This window comes from Kribbella sp. NPDC049227 (assembly GCF_043197265.1).
GTDB lineage: Bacteria > Actinomycetota > Actinomycetes > Propionibacteriales > Kribbellaceae > Kribbella.
Map to the genome: position 1 here is coordinate 100082 of NZ_JBICST010000001.1, position 21423 is coordinate 121504.

At 68.7% G+C, this 21423-nt stretch carries 21 protein-coding genes; 9 read left to right on the plus strand and 12 right to left on the minus strand.

All coding sequences use genetic code 11. The features are described from left to right. Window positions 1-7: 7 nt before the first annotated feature. Window positions 8-862: a nucleoside hydrolase gene (locus ACGFH6_RS00510; RefSeq protein WP_393379211.1), complete on the minus strand. Its 855-nt coding sequence runs from the start codon at window positions 860-862 to the stop codon at window positions 8-10. A gap of 72 nt (window positions 863-934) precedes the next feature. Here ACGFH6_RS00510 and dapD point away from each other — a divergent pair, with 72 nt between their 5' ends. Together dapD and ACGFH6_RS00520 are read left to right on the plus strand one after the other, a co-directional pair. Beyond that, window positions 935-1873, plus strand: a complete 939-nt coding sequence (gene dapD / locus ACGFH6_RS00515) for a 2,3,4,5-tetrahydropyridine-2,6-dicarboxylate N-succinyltransferase (protein ID WP_393379213.1) — start codon at window positions 935-937, stop codon at window positions 1871-1873. Window positions 1874-1985: 112 nt separating this feature from the next. After that, window positions 1986-2963, plus strand: coding sequence for a hypothetical protein (locus ACGFH6_RS00520; protein WP_393379216.1), 978 nt, complete (start codon window positions 1986-1988; stop codon window positions 2961-2963). 178 nt (window positions 2964-3141) lie between these two features. Here the strand turns inward: ACGFH6_RS00520 and fdxA are convergent, their stop codons facing one another. Continuing rightward, a complete protein-coding gene (fdxA, locus tag ACGFH6_RS00525) occupies window positions 3142-3468 on the minus strand; it encodes a ferredoxin (RefSeq protein ID WP_131359246.1) in 327 nt (108 codons plus the stop codon). A 139-nt stretch (window positions 3469-3607) separates the two neighbouring features. Here fdxA and ACGFH6_RS00530 point away from each other — a divergent pair, with 139 nt between their 5' ends. Next, window positions 3608-4534, plus strand: coding sequence for a GNAT family N-acetyltransferase (locus ACGFH6_RS00530; RefSeq protein ID WP_393379219.1), 927 nt, complete (start codon window positions 3608-3610; stop codon window positions 4532-4534). Here ACGFH6_RS00530 and ACGFH6_RS00535 read toward each other — a convergent pair. Beyond that, a complete protein-coding gene (locus tag ACGFH6_RS00535) occupies window positions 4516-5886 on the minus strand; it encodes an MFS transporter (RefSeq protein ID WP_393379222.1) in 1371 nt (456 codons plus the stop codon). The genes ACGFH6_RS00530 and ACGFH6_RS00535 overlap by 19 nt on opposite strands. 66 nt (window positions 5887-5952) lie before the next feature. On the opposite strand from ACGFH6_RS00535, the gene ACGFH6_RS00540 reads away from it, so the two are divergent. Further along, window positions 5953-6402 (plus strand): type II toxin-antitoxin system PemK/MazF family toxin, encoded by a 450-nt coding sequence (locus ACGFH6_RS00540; protein ID WP_393379224.1) that lies wholly within the window; start codon window positions 5953-5955, stop codon window positions 6400-6402. Between the two features lie 253 nt (window positions 6403-6655). Here the strand turns inward: ACGFH6_RS00540 and ACGFH6_RS00545 are convergent, their stop codons facing one another. The 5 genes from ACGFH6_RS00545 to ACGFH6_RS00565 form a co-directional block, all read right to left on the minus strand. Further along, entirely contained in the window at window positions 6656-8434 is a 1779-nt protein-coding gene (locus ACGFH6_RS00545; protein WP_393379227.1) for a VanW family protein, read from the minus strand. 171 nt (window positions 8435-8605) lie between these two features. Next, entirely contained in the window at window positions 8606-9124 is a 519-nt protein-coding gene (locus tag ACGFH6_RS00550; RefSeq protein ID WP_393379229.1) for a flavin reductase family protein, read from the minus strand. A 76-nt stretch (window positions 9125-9200) separates the two neighbouring features. After that, the gene (mshB, locus tag ACGFH6_RS00555; protein WP_393379232.1) at window positions 9201-10112 is read right to left on the minus strand and encodes an N-acetyl-1-D-myo-inositol-2-amino-2-deoxy-alpha-D-glucopyranoside deacetylase; all 912 of its coding nucleotides are present in this window, start codon (window positions 10110-10112) and stop codon (window positions 9201-9203) included. 226 nt (window positions 10113-10338) lie between these two features. Next, window positions 10339-10635, minus strand: a complete 297-nt coding sequence (locus ACGFH6_RS00560) for a response regulator transcription factor (protein ID WP_393379235.1) — start codon at window positions 10633-10635, stop codon at window positions 10339-10341. Between the two features lie 151 nt (window positions 10636-10786). Further along, window positions 10787-11155: a (deoxy)nucleoside triphosphate pyrophosphohydrolase gene (locus tag ACGFH6_RS00565; RefSeq protein WP_393379238.1), complete on the minus strand. Its 369-nt coding sequence runs from the start codon at window positions 11153-11155 to the stop codon at window positions 10787-10789. A gap of 60 nt (window positions 11156-11215) precedes the next feature. Between ACGFH6_RS00565 and ACGFH6_RS00570 the strand changes: the two genes are divergently transcribed. The 5 genes from ACGFH6_RS00570 to ACGFH6_RS00590 all read left to right on the plus strand — a co-directional run bounded on the left by ACGFH6_RS00570 (window position 11216) and on the right by ACGFH6_RS00590 (window position 15691). Continuing rightward, entirely contained in the window at window positions 11216-11842 is a 627-nt protein-coding gene (locus ACGFH6_RS00570) for a hypothetical protein (RefSeq protein WP_393379241.1), read from the plus strand. A 107-nt stretch (window positions 11843-11949) separates the two neighbouring features. Continuing rightward, window positions 11950-12243, plus strand: coding sequence for a hypothetical protein (locus tag ACGFH6_RS00575; protein ID WP_131359262.1), 294 nt, complete (start codon window positions 11950-11952; stop codon window positions 12241-12243). Then, window positions 12243-13043: a hypothetical protein gene (locus ACGFH6_RS00580; protein WP_393379244.1), complete on the plus strand. Its 801-nt coding sequence runs from the start codon at window positions 12243-12245 to the stop codon at window positions 13041-13043. The genes ACGFH6_RS00575 and ACGFH6_RS00580 overlap by 1 nt, the downstream gene beginning before the upstream one ends. A 21-nt stretch (window positions 13044-13064) precedes the next feature. Next, window positions 13065-14942, plus strand: coding sequence for a fumarate reductase/succinate dehydrogenase flavoprotein subunit (locus ACGFH6_RS00585; RefSeq protein WP_393379247.1), 1878 nt, complete (start codon window positions 13065-13067; stop codon window positions 14940-14942). Beyond that, window positions 14939-15691, plus strand: coding sequence for a succinate dehydrogenase/fumarate reductase iron-sulfur subunit (locus tag ACGFH6_RS00590; protein ID WP_393379248.1), 753 nt, complete (start codon window positions 14939-14941; stop codon window positions 15689-15691). Before ACGFH6_RS00585 ends, ACGFH6_RS00590 begins: the two co-directional genes overlap by 4 nt. A 51-nt stretch (window positions 15692-15742) precedes the next feature. On the opposite strand, the gene ACGFH6_RS00595 is transcribed toward ACGFH6_RS00590, so the two are convergent. The 4 genes from ACGFH6_RS00595 to ACGFH6_RS00610 are packed head-to-tail and all read right to left on the minus strand — an operon-like array spanning window position 15743 to window position 21306. Then, window positions 15743-18430, minus strand: a complete 2688-nt coding sequence (locus ACGFH6_RS00595) for a DUF4038 domain-containing protein (protein ID WP_393379251.1) — start codon at window positions 18428-18430, stop codon at window positions 15743-15745. 1 nt (window position 18431) lies between these two features. Next, window positions 18432-19199: an ATP-binding cassette domain-containing protein gene (locus tag ACGFH6_RS00600; RefSeq protein WP_393379253.1), complete on the minus strand. Its 768-nt coding sequence runs from the start codon at window positions 19197-19199 to the stop codon at window positions 18432-18434. Further along, a complete protein-coding gene (locus tag ACGFH6_RS00605) occupies window positions 19196-20218 on the minus strand; it encodes an ABC transporter permease (RefSeq protein WP_393379256.1) in 1023 nt (340 codons plus the stop codon). The genes ACGFH6_RS00600 and ACGFH6_RS00605 overlap by 4 nt, the downstream gene beginning before the upstream one ends. Then, window positions 20215-21306, minus strand: coding sequence for a sugar ABC transporter substrate-binding protein (locus ACGFH6_RS00610; protein WP_393379257.1), 1092 nt, complete (start codon window positions 21304-21306; stop codon window positions 20215-20217). Before ACGFH6_RS00610 ends, ACGFH6_RS00605 begins: the two co-directional genes overlap by 4 nt. Window positions 21307-21423: the final 117 nt, after the last annotated feature.

Genomic DNA, 21423 nt, shown 5'->3' on the forward strand with positions numbered 1-21423 from the left:
GCCGGGCTCAGGTCGGGCTGCCCGCACACGCGACGAGGATCCGGTCCACGATGCGCTGGGCGACCGCCTCGGCGTCGAGATCGGCGACGATCCGGTGCGGCCCGTCGCCGGGCGTGAACGGGGTGATCCCGGCCTCGTCGACCTCGATCCGGCCGGTCGCGAAGGTGAACAGGTCCGGATCGGTCAGCATCAGCACCGCGGCCGGGTCGTGCGGGACGTTGGAGTCGGACGCGGAGAAACTCCAGAACTGCCGCATCTCCGCACCAAGCAGCTGCCCGAGCGGTCCCGCTGCTTCGAACTCGGCGACGACAGCGCCACCCAGCCGCAGCCGCGACGTCTGGTCGATCCCGATGACCGTCGCCGGCACTCCGCTGGCGAACACGACCGCGGCCGCGTCGACGTCGCACTTGATGTTGTGCTCGGCATCGGCCGACAAGAAGTCGCCGCCCATCACGCACAACTGCTCGATCTGGTGCCCGGGCCGCTCGACGGCCTCCGCCACGTTGGTCAACGGCCCGACCGCGACGACAGTCGGCGAGGCGGCGAGCACCGCGATCGGGTCGGTGTTGGTGGCCACGGTCTCACGGGCCAGGTCCGGAAGGAGCGCGCCTTCGTGACCGGCCCACCAGACCGGCCGGCCGGAGCGGGTTTCGGTCCGGCCAGGCACGATCGGATCGATGGTGCGACCCGCGACCGTGGCCACCCGTGCGGCCATCCGAGCCCGCAACAGGGTGTCGCCGTAGACGGTGGTGACGGCCGTGAGATCGAGTTCGGGTGAGCCGAGGATCGTCGCCAGGGCGAGGACGTCATCGACGTCGGAGCCGAGATCGGTGTCGAAGGTCACCGCGGATGCCGTCTGCATCCGTCCATGTGACCACAGCCACCGGTGCACCGGCCTCCACCGCGGCGTGGGGCGTCTGGCAGGCTTGTGGGCATGACCGAGAACGCCACGCACGCCTGGGGCTTCGGCCTCGCCACCGTTTCCGCCGACGGGACCGTCCTGGACGTCTGGTACCCGGCGCCCGAGCTCGGCTCACAGCCGGACGACACCAAGGCGCCGGCCGAGCTGATCGCTGCCGAGGGCAACGACGAGATCCGGCAGGTACGGCGTGAGGTCGTGTCGGCCGAGATCACCCTGGACCAGGCGCCTGCGGGCACCGCGGACGCGTACCTGCGGCTGCACCTGCTGTCGCACCGGCTGGTCCGCCCGCACGGCCTCAACCTGGACGGCATCTTCGCCGCGCTGCCGAACAACGCGTGGACGTCGCTCGGCCCGGTCCCGGTCGAGAACATCGAGCAGGTGCGGCTGCGGGCCCGCGCGGCCGGCCAGCACCTGAGTGTGGCGAGCGTCGACAAGTTCCCGCGGATGACGGACTACGTCGTACCGAGCGGCGTTCGGATCGGCGACGCCGACCGGGTCCGGCTCGGTGCCCACCTGGCCTCCGGGACCACGGTGATGCACGAGGGCTTCGTGAACTTCAACGCCGGCACGCTCGGTACGTCGATGGTCGAGGGCCGGATCGTGGCCGGTGTGGTGGTCGACGACGGCAGCGACATCGGCGCCGGTTCGTCGATCATGGGCACCCTGTCCGGCGGCGGCACCCAGGTGGTGTCGATCGGCAAGCGCTGCCTGCTCGGTGCGAACGGCGGCACCGGCATCTCGCTCGGCGACGACTGCGTGGTCGAGGCCGGGCTGTACGTGACCGCCGGCACCAAGGTGACCCTGCCCGACGGCAGCGTGGTGAAGGCGCGCGACCTGTCCGGGCAGCCCGGACTGCTGTACATGCGCAACTCGGTCACCGGTGCCGTCGAGGCGCGGCCGCGCAAGGGTGAGGGCATCACGCTCAACGAAGCCCTGCACGCCAACGCGTGACGGGTGAGCACCAACGCGCGCGGGACGCCAACCAACCACACGTCCCGCACGTCAACCACTTCGTGACCGACCACCCGGAACCCGACCACCGCCCCCACACGTTGGGAGCGGTATGCCGATGAAGCGTGGTGCCCTGGTGGCCGTGGGCGCTGTCGGTGTGCTTGCGCTGGCCATCGGGTTGACGGTCAGGTGGGTCGGGGACAAGGGGATCGGGCCGTTGCTGCCGCCCAAGGAACAGTGCACGGCCACGGTCAACGGGACCACCGTCGAGCTCGACCTCGAGCAGGCTGAGTCGGCCGCGATCATCGCGGGGGTCGCCGTACGCCGGGGACTGCCGGCGCGGGCGGCGACCATCGCGTTGGCGACGGCGTACCAGGAGTCCGGTCTGCGGAATCTGGCGCATGGGGACCGGGACTCGCTGGGGCTGTTCCAGCAGCGGCCGTCACAGGGCTGGGGTACGGCGAAGCAGGTGCGTGACCCGCACTACGCGGCCGGGAAGTTCTACGACGCGCTGGTGAAGGTGAAGAACTACCAGACGCTCGCGGTGACAGTGGCGGCCGACCGGGTCCAGCGCAGCGCGTTCCCGAACGCCTATGCGGATCACGAAGCGGATGCCCGGGTGCTTGCCTCGGCGCTGACCGGGCAGTCGAAGAGCGTGTTCGCCTGCACGGTGAACACCGACTCGGTGAAGCAGGAGGTGGTCGGCCGCAACGGGCTGACGCCGCGGGCGGACGCCGTACGCACGGATCTGCTCGAGACGTTCGGGACGCTGTCGACCGGTGGGTATGCGCCGGGTGGGGTGCAGTCCGGGCACATGGTCGGGTCGGCGCACTACGACGGCCGGGCGGTGGATGTGTTCGTCCGGCCGATCTCGAAGTCGAACACGACCAAGGGCTGGGCGATGGCGCAGTACCTGGTGGCGCGGGCGGACCTGCTGAAGATCAAGACGGTCATCTTCAGCGACAAGATCTGGACGGCCGGGGGACGGTCGGACAGTGGGTGGCGCGACTACACCCCGCCCGAACGCTCCGGCGACCCAGCCATCCTCCGCCACCTGGACCACGTCCACGTAGACGTCCAGGAGCAGTAAGGCGAGGCACCCAACCGGACGCCCCGCCTCAAACTGTCATCAGACGATTACTCGTCGTGTTCCTGCGGGGCAGGGCCTCGGCTCCTACACCCCCGCCTTGGCTTTTTCGCTCTTACTCGTCGTGTTCCTGCGGGGGCAGAGCCTCGACTCCTACACCCCCGCCTTGGCTTTTTCGCTCTTACTCGTCGTGTTCCTGCGGGGGCAGGGCCTCGATGAAGGGGTGATCCTTGTCGATCTTGCCCATCTTGGAGGCGCCGCCGGGGGAACCCAGGTCGTTGAAGAAGTCGACGTTCGCGGTGTAGTAGTCCTTCCACTGCTCCGGGGTGTCGTCTTCGTAGTAGATCGCCTCCACAGGGCAGACCGGCTCGCACGCTCCGCAGTCGACGCATTCGTCGGGGTGGATGTACAGCATCCGGTTGCCCTCGTAGATGCAGTCGACGGGGCATTCTTCGACGCAGGCGAGGTCCTTCAGGTCAACACACGGCTGCGCGATGACGTAGGTCACTGCTACTCCTCCTATGGCAGGCAAGCGCAGCGCTGATCTGGGGTGCTGCGATGCGGTGATGCTGTGCTTGGTGCTGTGTTTGGTGCAGGGTCTCTAGTATCACGGTAGTACTTCGCCCACTCTGCCAGGAGTCCGCATCGTGTCAGGCTTCAGTGTCCGTGATATCGGCCACCGTGTCGTGGTCCGGCACCGGATTCCGGGCGGACTGACCGACGTGATCGGCGTACTGCAGTCCTGGGACCCCTCCGGCCTGGTCGTACGGCACGCGGACAGCAGTCTGCACCAGATCGGCAGCGCCGACGTGGCGGCGGCCAAACGGATCCCGGAGATGCCGCTGCGGCCGGTGGACGTCGAACAGCTCTTCCTGACCACGGCTCTGGGCCGGCCCGCGGCCGAGACGGCGTACGTCGGCCAGTGGTTGCTGCGGGCATCTTCGGGCTGGACCGGCCGGGGCAACTCGCTGCTCCCGGCCGGGAATCCCGGCATGCCGGTCGCCGACGCGCTCAAGCACGCTGAAGCTTTCTACGACGAGCGCGGCCTGCCCCCGCTGGCGCTGGTCCGCGTCGGCAGCCCGGAAGCGGCCGAATTCCTTGCCCAGGGGCGGATCGACGCCCGCCCGGAGCAGTCGGACACCTTCGTCCTGCACACCACCCTGGACCACGTGAACGCCACCCCGCAGTACGACGTACTGCTCGCGGAACACCCCAGCAACGAGTGGTACGCCGCCGCCTTCGACGGACCGGTGCCCGAGGCAGCCCCGGCCGTGATGGAGGGTGCGCCGAAGGCTGTGTTCGCCTCGATCACCCTGGACGGCCGCACAGTGGCCGTTGGGCGGGGGTCCATGACGGGGCACTGGCTCGGTGTCGATGCCGTCCGGGTGGACCCGTCGTACCGCCGCCGTGGCCTGGGGACGGCGCTCGTCCAGGGCCTGGCCAGGTGGTCCGGGCCACTGGGCGGCCGCCGTACCTATCTGGAGGTCGTGGAAGAGAACACGGCCGCCATGGTCACCTACCGCAGGCTCGGCTACGCGGAGGCGTACCGCTACCGCTATCTGACCAAGCGCTGAGCCGCAGCCGCCCCGACCAGCGTCAGCACGACGAACCCGGCCAGTACGACGCTGAGCGCAGTACTGGGGTTCGAGGCGAGCGCTGCGTAGGCAGAACCGGCCAGAGCGACCCCGAGAGCGCCGGACAGCTGTGCGTTGGTGGCGACCACGCCGGACAGGTCAGCCGCGTACTGCGGGGACATGCTCGAGGTGATCGCGCCGATCAGAGTGTTGGCGCTGATGCCGAGCCCGAGGCCGCCGACTCCGAGCAGTGCGAAAAGCAGCGGTCCGGTACGGCCACCGAGCTGCAGATAGGCCAGGACCGAGACGTATCCGGCCGCGAGGACCAGACAGCCGATGACAGGCATCCACCGCACTCCTCTGCGCAGCCGCGGGATGATCGGCCCGGCCAGCCCGAACGCCGCGACCCAGACGACCATCGCGAACCCCGAGTACGCCGGCCCCTTGTGCAGACCGTCCTGGAGGTAGAGGGCGAGGACGAAGAGCAGAGCGAAGTACGTGCCGGTCGTGCAGCCATGGGCGAGCATGCCGGCCCGGACGGACGGGTTGCGGAGCACTTGCCTCGCGATCAGGGGACGACCACCGCGTGCGGCTGCCCGGCGTTCGGCGTACTCGAAGAAGGCCAGGGCTGGCAGGCTCAGCAGGAGGCACAGCCAGGACCACGTCGGCCAGCCGCGCTCAGAACCCAGCAGGAGCGGGACGATCACGAGCAGGACGGTGGCGGACAGGGTGAGTACGCCGACCAGGTCGACGGGATCGCGGTCGGTCGTCGGGTCAGCGGGGAGCAGGCGGCGGCCGGCGACCAGGAGAGCCAGGCCGATGGGGATGTTGACGAGGAAGATCGGGCGCCAACTGGTGCCGAACAGGTCGGCCGCGATGAGTACGCCGCCGAGGATCTGTCCGAGGACAGCCCCGCCGGACAGGGCGATCGAGAAGTAGCCCAGCGCCTTCAGCCGGTCCCGGCCGTGGAAGTGCAACTGGATGCCGCTGAGGACCTGCGGGACCATCAGCGCGGCGCCCGCGCCCTGGACGAAGCGGGCGACGACGAGAGACGCGATCTCGGGCGCGAGACCACAGGCCAGCGAGGCAGCCGTGAACACCAGCAGACCGAGGAGGAACGTCCGCCGGTAGCCGAGAGACGAACCGAGCCGGGCACCGGTGATGAGCAGGACTGCGAACGCTACGACGTACCCGGACACGACCAGTCCGACCGCGCCTTCCGAGGCCCGCAGATCGGCGCCGATGGACGGGCCGGCGATGTTCGCGACCGCGGTGTCGATGTTCGCCATGAACTGCCCGGTGAGCAGGACGGCAAGGATCGCGGCCCGATTGACCGTCTTCGTGTCTTGCATGGTGTTTTCCACGCCGGTGGAACGGTGTGAGGCCGGTGTGATGTGAGGGGGATACTCTCGGGTGCCATGTCGGATCACAGGGCAGATCACGTGGCTGAGCGGCCGGAGTACGCGGGGGACTTCGAGGGAACGGTGCACGTGGAGTACACGCCGCACCCGGACGACGGAGTGGCTGACCCGGGTGAGATCGTCTGGACCTGGGTGCCGTTCGAGGAGGACCACCACCGCGGCAAGGACCGGCCTGTGCTGGTGGTCGGCTCGGACGGGCCGTGGCTGCTGGCGCTGATCCTGACCAGCAAGGACCACGACCGGGACGCCGCCGACGAGGCGCGCTGGGGCCGGATCTGGCTGGACATCGGCAGCGGCGCCTGGGACAAGGAAGGCCGCAACAGCGAGGTCCGTCTGGACCGTGTCCTGCGCATCGACCCCGGTCAGGTCCGTCGCGAAGGCGCCGTCATCGGCGAGGACCTCTTCCACCAGGTAGCCACCGAACTCCACAAGATCCACCGGGGCTGACCCCGGCCCCCAGCACCCGCCGTACGCGATCGCCCCGTGTTCGCTGCAGGGGATAACCCCCCGAGGCCCGCTGCAGGGGATAACCCTCCGACTTGTGGGTTCTCCCTCCGCATACGAACAGAGAACCCACAAGTCAGAGGGACATCCCCTCGAATGCGCCGGGGCGGGGTCGTGGCGCGTCGGCGGGCCGGGTGCCGCACGCCGCGGGCCGGGTGCCGCACGGCGTGGGCCGGGTGGGCGGGCGGGTGCCGGATCAGTTGGGTGGGCGGGTGGTGGCGCCCTGGGCGGGCTTGTTCAGGCCCGGCGGCGTACTGGTGCCGGGCGGTGGCGGCGTGGTGCCCGGCTTCGGACCACAGCGGATGTCGTCGGCCGCGTTGTACTTCGTGGTGAACGACTCCGTCTTCTGCCGTACGCCGTTCTTCGCGAAGTACCGGAAGATCGTGATGTCGAACCCGGCCGTCGGCGCCTGCGGCCGGCACTTGGGATCGGGGTTGTAGACCACCTTCGGTGCGCGCGGGTTCCGCTTGCCCGACTGGCCCGCGGTGATGTCCCAGACCTTGGTGCCCCAGATCTTCACCGTGATGCTGCCCGCACTGCCCGGCGTCGACGCCTTGAAGATCGTCTGCACCAGCACCCCGTGGCCGGAGTCGTTGAGGAACCTCATGTCGACCGCCGGCCAGGCCACGGTCGCTTCGCGGCCGATCGGGTAGCGGCTGATGTAGACGCTGTGCGCCTTGTGCTCGACGTCCTTCAGCCCGGCGAAGAACGCCGCGTTGAAGGTGGTCGTCGCCGACTGCGACACGCCACCGCCGAGGTCGAGCACGAACTTGCCGCCGCTGATGATGTTGCCCTCGGTGAAGCCGTTCTCCTTGGTCCGCTCGCCGACGATCTTGTTCAGGCTGAACGTGTCGCCCGGCTTCACCAGCGTGCCGTTGATCTTGGCCGCCGCGGTGCCGATGTTCACGTTCCGGTACGGCGCGTGCGGGAAGCTGGTGGTGAACTCCCCCATCACTTCCTTGATCCCGAGTGCGGCAGCGGCCTCGGTGGTCACCTTCGCCTTGGTGTGGGTCAGCCCGACCGCGGCCCGCCGCTCCCCTGGCGGCTTCGGCAGCACCGCGATGATCGCCGGTCCGACCTTGGCCCGGTCGACCACCATGCCGTCGACGGCCGGGACGACCTTCGGCGTGGTCCCGACGATCTGGACCGTGGCGTCCTTGGGCAGCGTCTCCAGCGTCTTGAACCGCTCCTGGAACAGCGACTCGAGCATCTTCGTGTTCAGCGCCGGCGTGGCGTCACCGTCCTTGACGGTCACCGTCAGCGCGGGCCCGAACTCCTTCGGCTGGAGCTCGGCCGACTTGTCGCCGACCGTCAGCCGGACCGGGCCGGCCATGGCCGGTTCGGCGAAGTCCTTCAAGGCCTTGTCCATCGCGTCGGTGCCGGCCTGCGGCCTGGTCACGTTGACCGGAAGGTCGGCGGGGGCGTCACCGGCCGGGTAGGCGGCGACGAGTGCGTCGGTAGCCTTCGCGTTGTCCAACTGGAGACCCTCGGCGGGTGCGTGCTGGACCGGCGTGGCTTCCTTGAAGGTGATGGTGCCTTCGGTGGCCGGACGGTTCACCTGGGTGGCGAGCTTGTCGACAGCCGCCTTCAGCTTCGCGTCGTCCGCGGTGACCACCGGGTCGACCGCGTCACCGCCGGTCAGGGCATGCCAGATACGGCCGGGGGCCAGGCTGCGGCCCGCCCCCGCGGCGTCGACGGTGGCGTCCAGGTTCAGGCTGAGGCCGGCGTCGGCCGGCTTCACCTCGAACTTCGACTGACCCGCCTTGAGGAGCATCGGCTGGGCCAGGCGGTCCTTCAGCCCGGCCTCGAGCTTGGCCTTGGCAGCGCCCTCGGACATCCCGCCGACCGGAATGCCGAGCACCGTGGTGTCACCGGGAATCTTGTCGCCCGCGAACGCGAACGCCGCGCCGTAGCCCACGACGATCACGCCGAGCCCAGCAGCGGCGATGATCCCCGCTAGCTGCTTCTTCCCCACCGGACAGAGTCCTCCACTCAAACCGTGTACAGGCCGCGTCCGCTCGGGACACGAGGGCACATCTTACGGGACGGATGAGGCCTCTTCTGCCGCCGGGGCGGGCCCGCCCTGGCCCGGCGTGCCCGACATGCCCCCGGCTTGCCCGTACCCGCGCGACGTGCGCGATAACGCTCAGGCTCCGGGCAGTTTCCGGTAGTGACTCGCGTGGTAGATCAGCGCGCTCGGATCGGCCGGCTCACCCAGGCCGAGGCTCAGCACCTCACCGACCACGATGGTGTGGTCGCCGCCGTCGTACGTCGCCCAGGTCCGGCACTCGAGCCAGGACAGAGCCCCCTCCAGCACCGCGCAGCCGGTCTTCGGGCCGGCCGACGTCGTGATCCCGTCGAACTGGCTGTACAGATCCCGGCCGGAGCGGGCGAACCGGTCCGCGATCGGCTGCTGGTCGCCGGCAAGCACCGAGACGGCCCAGTAGCCACAGTCGAGTACGGCGGCGTGCATCCGGACACCCTTGTCGACACAGACCAGCACCAGTGGCGGGTCGAGCGAGAGGGACGTGAACGCGTTCGCCGTCATCGCGTGCGCGACGCCGTCCTGGAGCGTGCTCATGATCGTGATGCCGGAGGCGAACCGGCCGAGCGCAGCACGGAAGTCGGCGGGCGCGACACTCCCACTGGGCTCCGACGAGGACACCATTGCAGACTATGCCCGCAGGAAGGTTGACGCCTCAACCGAGCGTGTGGGAACGGTCACGCCCGCGCGGTCCGTCCTACAACCCCGCGAACAGGTCGTGCTCGAGGCCGTCCGGGCCGGGCGCCGCGGTGCCCTTGACCAGGCGGTACGACTCCGAGGCCCAGATCTGACTGCCGTTGTTGTTGGAGAGTGCGAAGAACGGCCCGTCGACGGTGATCTGGGTGGCGTGCGCCTTCATCGCATTCATCTTGCGATCCAGGAACTCGTCGCCGTCGATCACGCAGTCGATCAGCCGGTCCGGCGTGATCGGCGGACCCATCGGGCCCTCCGGATCCATGCCCTCGAACGTCGTCGTGTCACCGGCCTCGCGCAGCCGGCGCAGGCTCTCGCGCATCCGCGACTCCGCCATCGCGATCCAGTAGATCTTCGCGATGTCCCATGCCTCGCCGAGGTCCTCCCGGTACGACGGGGCGGCCGCCAGGGCAGCGGCGTACGTCGCGACGCGATGGGCCTTGATGTGGTCGGGGTGACCGTAGTTCCCGTACTCGTCGTACGTCACCAGGACCTGCGGGCGGACCTCGCGGATGACCGGGACCAGGTCGTCGGCCGCGGCGAGCAGGTCGGCCTGCCAGAAGCTGTCCTTGCGGGTCTCCAGCGGGACGGCGGCGTTGCCTTCGTCGTTGTAGATCATCCCGGTGTCGCGGTACTTCCCGGCGCTGCCGAGCCAGCGGTGGTCGGTGACGCCGAGCTCGGCCATCGCGGCGGCGAGCTCGCCGATCCGGTGCTCACCGAGCTGATCGGTCTGGTCGGCGGCCAGGTGTTCGAGGTCCGGGACGAGCACCTCACCCTCTTCACCGAGCGTGCAGGTGATCAGCGTGACGGCGGCTCCCTCGGCCACATAACGGGCCATCGTCACGCCGTTGTTGATGGTCTCGTCGTCCGGGTGGGCGTGCACCAGCAGCAGCCGGCGGTCAGGTAGCTCACTCATGCCGAAAGCCTACGTCGGCCCGCCGACAGCTTTCGTGCCTCGCCGGCCGGGTCGTCGCGGCCCGGCGACGACCTTGGTCGCGGCCCGGGCGCTGCGCCTGGTTGAGGCCCGGGCATCGCCGGGCCGCGACGGGTCCGGCGCTGCATACAGGGGGGTCAGCGGCTGAAAGGGTGGTCAGCCGGTCCGCAGCGCCGGTCTTCCCCGGACCCGAAGCCCGGGGAAGGGATCAGCCGAACCGGCGGACGAGCAGACAGCCGGCCTGGAAGCGGGACCTGGCACCGAGACCGGCGATCAGCGCGCTGATCTCGGCCCGGACGGTCCGCAGCGAGAGGCCGAGTTCCCGTGCGATCGCCGCGTCCTTGGCACCGGTGGACATCATCCGGCCGATCGCCACCTGGCGACTGGTCAGCTCCTTCACCGCCGCGGGGGTACGACGCCGCGATCCCAGCTCGTACACCTCGCAGACGAGCTCCGGCGCGATGTCCTCCCGCCGTACCGCGGGAACGGACTGGTACACCGACATGCCTGTACTCCTCCCCGGTAAGTAACGGTCACGATTCTCCGGCCGGTCCAGACCGCTCACCAGGTACAACCCATACAGTTGACCCATACAAACCGCGACTGGCGCGTCCGACGGGCCCGAGCTGGCCGGGTGAGGGTGTGATGTCTGCCACTCAGAGCAGTTCGCGGAGCCGCCCGACGAACGGCCGGTCCGGGATCAGCCAGTCCGCCTCGTCCAGGTCGGCCGGGACGAACCACCGGAGCTCGGCGTGCTCGCGCAGCACCGGGTCGCCGGCAACGATCGACGCCCTGTAGACGTGCAGGCGGTAGCGCTCGGAGATGTCCACCGCCGGCCCGAGCGACTCGCCGACCTTGATCTCCAGGTCGAGCTCCTCACGGATCTCCCGGACCGCCGCCTGCTCCTCGGTCTCCCCCGGCTCGACCTTCCCGCCCGGGAACTCCCAGCCACCGTCGGGACCGGGCCGGTACGCCGCCAGCACCCGGCCGTCCCTGACGACGGCGACTCCTACCACGATCTGCACGGGGCGACTCTGCCAGACATGCAAGGAAAACTGTCCCCCGCCTCCGGCAGGATGACCTGCATGCCGTTGCAGAACAGGGTTTTGCCGACGCAGGAGATCGTGGCCGACGCCGGCCGCGGCCTGCTGATGGGCAACCGCGGCACGCTGCACAGCCCCGACCGCCGCCTCGGGACGACGCGCTGGCGCTCGAAGGCCTGGATCTGCTGCGTCCTTGACTGGAAGGGGGTTCGGCGCGATCCGATGCCGCCGGGGCGCTGGACCGCGCTGTTCTTCTTCGACGAGGCGGTCGCGCTCGCGGCCGGCCATCGACCCTGTCATTACTGCCGCCGCAGGGACTTCCTGCTGTACGCCGGCGCCTGGGCGACCGGCCGCGGTCTCGACGAGCGCCCGCGCGCCGCGGCGATGGACGCCCAACTGCATCTCGAACGCGTCGAGCCACGGACCCGGCGACAACGCACCACCGTCCAGGATCTCGGCGAACTCCCTGACGGAGCGATGATCCGCTACGACGGCCGCCCGGCGCTCGTGCTCGGCCACCACGTGCTGCCCTGGTCCTGGGACGGGTACGGCGAGGCCCGCCGGCCGCCCGGACTGCGTGAGGTGGAGGTGCTCACCCCGCCGGCGAATCTCGTTGTACTGAAGGCCGGATTCGCTCCATTACTCCACCCGACGGCGGTCGGCAACTGAGGTAACCCTAACTGGAAACACGCCGTACCGAGGGGTCTTCCGTTGGGAGCCCCGCAGAGGCAAAGTGTGCCCATACTGACAGCCACAAGACAACTACTGGAGTCGGCATGGGTGAAGGCAACAGCGGCGTTGCCGCAGTCGTCCGCGCGCTCGAGGCACTACACACGTCCGTCGGCAAACTCAGTCAGGAGTACGGTGACACTCTCGGCATCCGCCGGTTGGTGTCGGATGTGGCCCGGCTGAACGACGACTTGGCTGAGCTCGGCCCTCCCGACCCCCGTCACAGACCCGGACCCGTTCCGGAGGAACTCGAGGAGATTCCCGACGTGGAGTATGACGCGTCCATGTGGACAGACGCGGAGCACGAAGGCTTCGGCGCGCCCGACAGGCACGCTCCCTGATGGCGACGGGAGTAGACGCCCCCGGTCGCGCACAGATCGGGCTCAAGACCGCAAGAACAGACCGCTGGTGGCTGGCACCGCTGCGGATCGGTGTGATCCTGCTCTTCTTCATCGTCTATGCGACGATCCGGATCTTCATGGGCAAGTGGTACTGGGTCGACGATTTCCACTACCTCACCCCGCTGTACTCGCCCTGCCTGAGCAGCTCGTGTGTCGAAGGCTCCAGCCACCTCGGCACCTGGTTCGGCGGATTCCCGCGCTGGCTGCCGTTGAGCCTCATCACCTTCGTGGTGCTGGCCGGCTTCCGCGGCACCTGTTACTACTACCGCAAGGCGGGCTACCGGTCGCTGTTCTTCGCGCCGGCCGCCTGCGCGGTCCCGGAGCCGCACAAGAGCTACACCGGTGAGACCAAGTTCCCGCTGGTCGCGCTGAACCTGCACCGCTACTTCTTCTACGGCGCACTGGTCTTCGGTCTGCTCAACGTCTACGACGGCATCCAGGCCTTCCACGGCAAGGACGGTGGTTTCGGCATCGGCCTTGGCACCCTGATCATCTGGGTCAACCTGGTGATGCTGTGGCTGTACACGTTGTCCTGCCACGCCTGCCGGCACATCGTCGGCGGCCGGCTGAAGAACTTCTCCAAGCATCCGCTGCGCTACCGGTACTGGACCTTCGTGTCCAAGCTGAACCCGAAGCACGGCACGTTCGCGATGGCGTCGCTGTTCACCGTGATCCTCACCGATGCCTACATCATGGGACTGTCGGCCGACTGGTTCTCCGATCTGCGCTTCATCAACTGACCCACGGGATCTGAAGACTTCATGACTGAGCTGGAACGACACACCTACGACGTCGTCGTGATCGGGGCCGGCGGCGCCGGTCTGCGCGCGGCGATCGAGGCCCGCGAGCAGGGCAAGCGCACCGCGATCGTGTGCAAGTCGCTGTTCGGCAAGGCGCACACCGTGATGGCCGAGGGCGGCTGCGCGGCGGCGATGGGCAACGCGAACTCCAACGACAACTGGCAGGTCCACTACCGCGACACGATGCGCGGCGGCAAGTTCCTGAACAACTGGCGGATGGCCGAACTGCACGCGCAGGAAGCCCCCGACCGGGTCTGGGAACTGGAGACGTACGGCGCGCTGTTCGACCGTACACCGGACGGCCGGATCAGCCAGCGCAACTTCGGCGGCCACACCTACCCGCGGCTCGCGCACGTCGGCGACCGCACCGGTCTGGAGCTGATCCGCACCCTGCAGCAGAAGATCGTCTCGCTGCAGCAGGAGGACTTCGAGGCCACCGGCGACTACGAGGCCAACCTCAAGGTGTACGCCGAGTGCACCGTCACCGAGTTGCTGAAGGACGGGGACGCGATCTCCGGTGCCTTCGGCTACTGGCGCGAGTCCGGCCGGTTCATCCTGTTCGACGCGCCCGCGGTGGTGCTGGCGACCGGCGGTGTCGGCAAGTCCTTCAAGGTCACCTCGAACTCCTGGGAGTACACCGGTGACGGGCACGCGCTGGCGATGCGGGCCGGCGCGACGCTGATCAACATGGAGTTCATCCAGTTCCACCCGACCGGCATGGTCTGGCCGCCGTCGGTGAAGGGGATCCTGGTCACCGAGTCGGTGCGCGGTGACGGCGGCGTCCTGAAGAACTCCGAGGGCAAGCGGTTCATGTTCGAGTACGTGCCCGACGTGTTCCGGGCGCAGTACGCGGAGACCGAGGACGAGGCGGACCGCTGGTACAAGGACCCGGACAACAACCGGCGCCCACCGGAACTGCTGCCGCGCGACGAGGTCGCCCGGGCGATCAACTCCGAGGTCAAGGCCGGCCGCGGTACGCCGCACGGCGGTGTCTTCCTGGACGTGTCGTCGCGGCTCCCGGCCGAGGAGATCACTCGCCGGCTGCCGTCGATGCACCACCAGTTCAAGGAGCTGGCCGACGTCGACATCACCGCGGAGCCGATGGAGGTCGGTCCGACCTGTCACTACGTGATGGGTGGCGTCGAGGTCGACCCGGACACCGCGTCGTCCGTCGTACCGGGCCTGTTCGCGGCCGGTGAGGTCGCCGGTGGCATGCACGGGTCGAACCGGCTGGGCGGCAACTCGCTGTCCGACCTGCTCGTCTTCGGGCGGCGCGCGGGCATGGGTGCGGCGGTGTACGTCGACTCGCTGCAGGAGCGGCCGAAGATCGACGAGGCGGACATCGACGCCGCGGCGGCCGAGGCGCTGGCACCGTTCGAGCTCGAGGGCGGCGAGAACCCGTACTCGATCCACCAGGAACTGCAGCAGTCGATGAACGACCTGGTCGGCATCATCCGCAAGGAAGAGGAGATGGAGCAGGCGCTCGGCCGGCTGGCCGAGTTCCGCGGCCGGATCGCGAAGATGACGGTGGAGGGCCACCGCCAGTTCAACCCCGGCTGGCACCTGGCGCTCGACCTGCGCAACATGCTGACGGTGTCCGAGTGCGTGGCCAAGGCCGCGTTGCGGCGGCAGGAGTCCCGCGGCGGTCACACCCGCGACGACTACCCGGGCATGAACGCCGAGTGGCGCAAGAAGCTGCTGGTCTGCGCACTCGATGCCGACGGCGGCGTGAACGTGACCGAGGAGCAGCAGATCCCGATGCGCGAGGACCTGCTCGAACTGTTCGAGCTCGACGAGCTGAAGAAGTACCTGACGGATGAGGAGCTGCCGGCCAAATGAGTTACACAGGCAAATTCCGCGTCTGGCGCGGGGACTCCGACGGCGGCGAGCTGAAGGACTACGAGGTCGAGGTGAACGAGGGCGAGGTCGTCCTCGACGTCATCCACCGGCTGCAGGCGACCCAGACGCCGGACATGGCGGTGCGGTGGAACTGCAAGGCCGGCAAGTGCGGCTCCTGCAGCGCCGAGATCAACGGCATGCCGAAGCTGATGTGCATGTGCCGGATGAACACGTTCGCCGAGGACGAGGTCGTCACGGTGACGCCGATGCGCACCTTCCCGGTGATCCGCGACCTCGTCACCGACGTGTCGTTCAACTACCAGAAGGCCCGGGAGATCCCGGCCTTCAAGCCGCCGGCGGACGTGAAGCCGGGCGACTACCGGATGCAGCAGGTCGATGTGGAGCGCTCGCAGGAGTTCCGCAAGTGCATCGAGTGCTTCCTGTGCCAGGACACCTGTCACGTGATCCGCGACCACGAGGAGAACAAGGAGAGCTTCTCCGGGCCGCGGTTCCTGATGCGGATCGCCGAGCTGGACATGCACCCGCTCGACGCCGCCGACCGGCAGCACGCGGCCCAGGAGCAGCACGGCCTGGGCTTCTGCAACATCACCAAGTGCTGCACCGAGGTGTGCCCCGAGCACATCAAGATCACCGACAACGCGCTGATCCCGATGAAGGAGCGCGTCGCCGACCGCAAGTACGACCCGATCGTCTGGCTCGGCAACAAGATCCGCCGCCGCCCGGCCTGATCACGCACACGAGGCCCCCGGAACCACTCAGGTTCCGGGGGCCTTGTGCTGTCACTGCCGGTAGATCGACAACTGGTAGACGATCGGCGCGTTCCCGGTGCCGCTGAGGTACAGGATGCGTGCCTTGCTACCGGTGACATCGGGGAACGTCACGGTCGTCGTCTCCCCCTGCTGCCCGAACCCTCCGGTGCCCGAGTACGCCGTCTGCCACGCCGTACCGTCCCAGTACTCGATCCGGTACGTCGTTGTGCGGTTGCCGTACTCCGACACGGCGACCGCGTTGAACGTCGTACTCCGGCCGAAGTCGACCGCCAGCCACTGACCGGCCCAGCACCCGTCGCAGGCCTGCCAGTTCGTGCCTGGGTCGTTGTCGAAGGCCTTGGCCGCGACCTGGCCGGCGTCCCAGCTGGAGCTCGCCGAGTAGCTCCCGCCCGCCGTGAGATCCGGTGCGTCGGTCAACGGGTGCCGGTACAGCCCCAGCTCGGTGACCGTCACCGCGGACGAGGCCACGAACCGGACCTTCGTCGTGGAGATTCGCGGGAACGTCAGGACGGTGCCGGCACCAGCGCCTCCGATCGGCCCGGAACCCGACGCCGCCGTCTGCCACGTCTGCCCGTCCCAGTAGTCGACCTGGTAGGACGCCTGTCCGGACCCGGTGACGATCACCGTGTCCAAGGCGGTCTCACCGCGGAACACCGCCTCGAGTGAACTGCCTGCCCAGCCCGTACTTCGGTTGCGGTCAGCAACATTTGCCGGGAGCGTGGCCGCCGTGGTCAGGTCCGGCAACTGCTGGCGGTACGTGGCCGTCATCGGCGTACTCGTCTGACCTGAGCGGGTCGTGATGGCTCGCAGTTGCACATCCATCGGGTCGGCGATCCGCACCGGATCGCTGTAGACGGGACTCGACGGCGTGGGCGTCGTGCCGTCCGTCGTGTAGTGGATGGTGGCATTCCCGGTCGACGTCGACAGGCGCACCGGCTGCACACCTTGGTAGGCGCCGCCGGCCGGGTCGGCAACGGGTTGCCGGGGTGCGTTGCCGATCGGCGCACCGCGGTCGACGGTCAGCACCCAGTCCTCTGCGGTCGGCCTCGCCGGGACACTCCAACTGCCGCCGGCAGCTTCCACCCTGGTGCTGATGGGCGTGCGTTGCCCGGTGCGTGGGTTGAACCACGCCGCCGTGTAGTAGTGGTCGGGATCGAGCTTGCGGATCGTGCCTGTCGTCGTACCGGTGCTGGTGAACAGCGCCACGTAGGACCTGTTCTCGTCGCTGGCCAGCACGTTGTCGCCGTTCGCACCGAAGTCGGACCACGCCGCGTCGCCGAACCTGGGCGTGAGCTTCCACCAGTTCAGGCCACGGAAGAACTGCACGCCGTGCGTGAGCTGGTCAGCGGTCTGACGATTCGCCCCCGTGTACCACCACTGGTAGCGCGCGGGCATCTCGTAGTCGGTGCCCGCGTCGATCGGCTCGCCCGGGGCGGAGTACACGTCGTTCCAGACGCCGGCGACACCGTACCCGTAGCCCCGAAGACCCAGCAGGTAAGCCTTGTAGAGCGCACTCAGCGCATGCCTGCTGTCGGTCCAGAAATCCTCGTACGGCGTCTCGTAGGCGAGGCTCGGTTTGCCGGACGCCCAGTACTCGGCGACCTTCCCGAGGTTCCAGCCGTCGCTGTACTGCAACTGGGCGGCGAAGCCGTCATGCCAGGGTTCGGTCGCGAAGCGGGAGTTCGTGACGCTGGTCTGGTCGGAGTTCTCCTGGTGCGGCATCAGCGGCTGGTCGTACGCGTCGGCGGCGTCGAGGGCCTTGATCGCGGCCGTCCACGGCGCCATCGCGTCACCGGCGTACACGCCGTAGAAGTCGTTGTCGATCTCCTGCGCCACGGTCCAGATCACCGGGTACGCGCCGTACCGCGCGTCCCAGTAGCGCGCGACCGCGGCCATGTAGTCCGGCGTCATCACGCCCGGGTTGTCGTGCGGCTGAGCGGCCCAGGCGACCATCGCGTTCGCATGCACGAGCCCGGCGTCCGCGATGTAGGCGAACTTCTTGTCCATCTCCGCGAATCCCGCCAGGTCGTCACCGGTCAGACCGTTGGTGAGATCGGCGGCGGGTTCTTCGTCCGGCCTGGTGTGGCTTCCGCCGTGCGGCTGCCAGATCGGCTCGGACTGGAAGACGGTGAAACCCTGCCCGACGCGCTTGTCCACGACGTACTTGAACTGTGAGTCGACGCCCGGCGCGTTGGAGGTGTCGAAGCGCTCGTGCGGCAGGATCCAGTGCGTGTCGCCGAGGTAGAAGAACGGCGTACCGTCGGCGTGCTGCAGATAGTGCCCGTCCGCACTCGGCTTCAGGAAGCCGTGCTGGTAGATCTCGAGACTCCCCTGGTAGGGAACGGCCCGGACGGAGGCAACGACTCCGTCGAGTCCGGCATCGGTCGAGGAAGTGCGCATCGTCCACACCCCGACTGCCGGTGGCGCGAAGCGGACCTTCCAGGACGAGCCGCCGTCCCAGAACGCCGGCCGCGTGACCACCTGTCCACGCGGTCCACGGAACGTCGCGGTCACCTGCACGTCGGCGAACGGATCGGGGTACGTCGCCTTGGCCGTCAGCCCGATCTCGACCGAGCGCCAGGTCTCGACCGTGTACGACGCGGGTCGCGGACCGGCGGCGGCGGCGGGAACCAGCCCGACGGCACCCAGTGAGACGATCATGAGTAGAGCCAACACCCGGACGAGCTTCGACGGCATGTCAGATCCCTTCCAGTTCGGCGGAAACAGAGGCTTCGTCCGGGTCGCCGTACACGATCAGCTTGACGATCTCCTCGACCGTGCTGTCCGCACGGCGGCGGATGCCGGCGACCCGGCCCAGGTGCATGACCAGAATCCGGTCAGCGGTCTGCCACACCTGCTGGAGGTTGTGGCTGATCAGGATGACCGCCTTGCCCGCGTCGCGCAGGTCGCGGACGAGCCGCAGGACCCGCTCGGACTCCTGGACGCCGAGCGCGGCGGTCGGCTCGTCCATGATCACGATGCCGGCGCCACCGGTCAGGACGCGGGCGATCGCGACGGCCTGCCGCTGCCCGCCGGACAGCAGGTAGACCGGCACCCGGACGGACGGGAGCTGGATCGTCAGCCCGGCCAGGATCCGCTCGGCCTCGCGGTAGATCCGTCGCCGGTCGACGAACGGACCACGCCGGAACTCCCTGCCCAGGAACAGGTTCTGGGCCACGTCCCGGGTGTCGACCAGGGCGAGATCCTGGTACACGGTCGCGATTCCGGCCGCTGCCGCATCCGCGGGCTTGCCGAACGCCACCGGCTGGTCGCGAACCCGCAACTGTCCCTCGGTCAGGTCGTAGACGCCGGAGAGGATCTTGATCAGCGTGCTCTTGCCGGCGCCGTTGTCGCCCACCACCGCGAGCACCTCCCCGGCGTGCAGGTCGAACGACACGTCCTGCAAGGCACGGACATGGCCGAACAGCTTGCCGACGCCGTCGGCGGTCAACACTGCTGCGGTCATCGGGCCCTCCGCCGTTCGCCGATCGCACCCAGGACGACGGCGAGCACGAAGACCGCTCCCCGGGCGAGCTGCTGGTAGTACGAGCTGACCGACAGCAACGTCAGCCCGTTGTTGAGTACGCCGATCACCAGGACGCCGGCGAGAGTGCGCTGGATCCGCCCGGATCCACCGGCGAGCCCGATGCCACCGAGCAGGACTGCCGTGAGTACGTCGAATTCCGCACCGTTCGCGTAGTTCGGACCACCGCTGCTCGACGTCCCGGTGGTGATGATGCCGCCGACGGCCGCGAGGACGCCGGTCGTGACGAACACCCCGGCGTACAACCACTTGGTCCGGATACCGGCGCGCAGCGCGGCGCTCGGGTTGCCTCCGACACCGTAGATGTGCCAGCCCACCGGCGTGAACGTCAGCATCACCCAGCTGACCACGAACACCGCCGCCAGGATCCACACCGTCGTGGGCACACCGAGCGGTCGCAACTGCAGGGCGTCGGGCAGGGCAAGGTTGGTCAGCGGCTTGGTCTGACCACCGGTGCTGATCAGGGCGACTCCGCGCAGCACGATCCCCATCGCCAAAGTCGCGATGATCGAGTTGATGCCGACGCCGACGACGAGCACGCTGTTCGCCAGCCCGATACCCACTCCGACGGCCAGTCCGAGCAGGACGGCAGCCGGCGTACTCCAGCCCAGGCTCTCGATCGCCAGTGACACGACGACGCTGGTGAGCGCGATGTTCGCACCGACAGTGAGGTCGAGCTGGCCGGCGATCAGGGCGATGGTCATCCCCGCCGCCAGTACCCCGGTGACCGCCACCGCGGCGCCCACGTTGAGCAGGTTGCGCTGGGTCAGGAAGTACGGCGAGGCCTGCGAGAAGTAGACGACGAGGACGATCAGCGCGACGTAGATGCCGAGGTCCAGGAACCGGTCGGACAGCCGGCGCCGCCCGGCCCGGCCGGGCTCGGGTGTGGGAGCCGGCCGGAGCAGGCGCCGCGGATTCAGGACCCCCAGGACATCGGTCATCGCTTGCTGTCTTCGGGGTAGAACTGGTCGACGTTCGCCGCCGTCAGGACGCGGTCGACCCGGAACTCCCCGAACGGCTTGCCCATCGCGGTCGCGATCGCGGCCTCGACCCAGTTCCAGCCCTCGGCGTACGGCTGGTAGTCGATCGCGGCGACCAGGATGCCCGCGTTGCTGCGATCGCGGAGCGCCAGCCGGGCGGCACTGTCACCACCGTTGCTGACGGCAAGGATGTCGGCGTCGCGGTTGGCCGCCTTGGCCGCGTTGACCGCGCCGATCACCGGCTCGTCGCCGTAGGAGACGACCAGGACGGCGTCGTTCGGGTGCGCGGTGAGGAAGTCGTTGAAGGTCGACCCGGCCGAAGTCGTCGGGTCCTGGCCCTGTGGGGTGAGCATCTTGGTGTTCGCGGCCGGGATGCCCAACGCGGACTCGGCGCGCGCGAACGCGGCCTTCACCCGGGCGTCGCACGGTCCGCAGTTCGCCGACGTGAGCCCGGCGACCAGGACGTTCTTCCCCTTCCAGGCGCCGGCCATCTTGGCCTTCGCGGCCGCCGTCATCGTGTCGACAGCCAGCGTGCCGACCTGCTGGTCGTCGACGCCGAAGTGCGGCAGGTCCTTGAACGACCCGTCGATCAGGACCAGCTTCACCTTGTCCTGGCGGGCCTGGTTGTAGGTGGCGTCGTTCATCGGCTGCGAGCCGGCGACGTCCGGCATCTTCACGGCCAGCTGCTTGTACTGGTCGAGCTGGGTGTCGTACTTGAAGTTCAGGTCGGCCTGGTCGAGCTCGACCCCGTAGTACTTGGCCGCGGCCTTCATCCCGTCCGACCAGGTGGCGAAGTACGGGTAACTCAGGCCGGGGTTGAGGAAGGCGAGCCGGTACTTCTTCGGCAGCGTCTTCGGCACGGCGAACAGCGGCTGGACCTTGTAGGTCCCGGTGGCCGCCGCGATCTCCGCCGCGGTGTGGGTCGCCGTGGACGCCGTCGTACCGGCGGCGTCCGAGGACCCGTCCGGCTGGTCGCCCGCCGAGCAGGCGGTCACGACAAGGGTCGCGGCGAGGGCGCCGAGGGCCAGCAGGGAACGTCGCGGGCGCATGGGCTCTCCTTGGATCTGGAGGAGTGACTGTTGAAATGTTTCAACACCGGAGCGTAAGGACGGGCCTGATGGTCGTCAAGGCCTCGCCACCAGGGCTGTCCGATCCCGGACACCGAT

Excerpts from the sequence above, each read along its gene's own strand:
- ACGFH6_RS00590 (WP_393379248.1), top strand. The coding sequence starts at position 14,939 with ATGAGTTACACAGGCAAATTCCGCGTCTGGCGCGGGGACTCCGACGGC.
- ACGFH6_RS00510 (WP_393379211.1), bottom strand. The coding sequence starts at position 862 with ATGCAGACGGCATCCGCGGTGACCTTCGACACCGATCTCGGCTCCGAC.
- mshB (WP_393379232.1), bottom strand. The coding sequence starts at position 10,112 with ATGAGTGAGCTACCTGACCGCCGGCTGCTGCTGGTGCACGCCCACCCG.
- dapD (WP_393379213.1), top strand. The coding sequence starts at position 935 with ATGACCGAGAACGCCACGCACGCCTGGGGCTTCGGCCTCGCCACCGTT.
- ACGFH6_RS00580 (WP_393379244.1), top strand. The coding sequence starts at position 12,243 with ATGGCGACGGGAGTAGACGCCCCCGGTCGCGCACAGATCGGGCTCAAG.
- ACGFH6_RS00520 (WP_393379216.1), top strand. The coding sequence starts at position 1,986 with ATGCCGATGAAGCGTGGTGCCCTGGTGGCCGTGGGCGCTGTCGGTGTG.
- ACGFH6_RS00560 (WP_393379235.1), bottom strand. The coding sequence starts at position 10,635 with ATGTCGGTGTACCAGTCCGTTCCCGCGGTACGGCGGGAGGACATCGCG.
- ACGFH6_RS00540 (WP_393379224.1), top strand. The coding sequence starts at position 5,953 with ATGTCGGATCACAGGGCAGATCACGTGGCTGAGCGGCCGGAGTACGCG.
- ACGFH6_RS00595 (WP_393379251.1), bottom strand. The coding sequence starts at position 18,430 with ATGCCGTCGAAGCTCGTCCGGGTGTTGGCTCTACTCATGATCGTCTCA.
- ACGFH6_RS00610 (WP_393379257.1), bottom strand. The coding sequence starts at position 21,306 with ATGCGCCCGCGACGTTCCCTGCTGGCCCTCGGCGCCCTCGCCGCGACC.
- ACGFH6_RS00570 (WP_393379241.1), top strand. The coding sequence starts at position 11,216 with ATGCCGTTGCAGAACAGGGTTTTGCCGACGCAGGAGATCGTGGCCGAC.
- ACGFH6_RS00535 (WP_393379222.1), bottom strand. The coding sequence starts at position 5,886 with ATGCAAGACACGAAGACGGTCAATCGGGCCGCGATCCTTGCCGTCCTG.
- ACGFH6_RS00575 (WP_131359262.1), top strand. The coding sequence starts at position 11,950 with ATGGGTGAAGGCAACAGCGGCGTTGCCGCAGTCGTCCGCGCGCTCGAG.
- ACGFH6_RS00605 (WP_393379256.1), bottom strand. The coding sequence starts at position 20,218 with ATGACCGATGTCCTGGGGGTCCTGAATCCGCGGCGCCTGCTCCGGCCG.
- ACGFH6_RS00600 (WP_393379253.1), bottom strand. The coding sequence starts at position 19,199 with ATGACCGCAGCAGTGTTGACCGCCGACGGCGTCGGCAAGCTGTTCGGC.
- ACGFH6_RS00585 (WP_393379247.1), top strand. The coding sequence starts at position 13,065 with ATGACTGAGCTGGAACGACACACCTACGACGTCGTCGTGATCGGGGCC.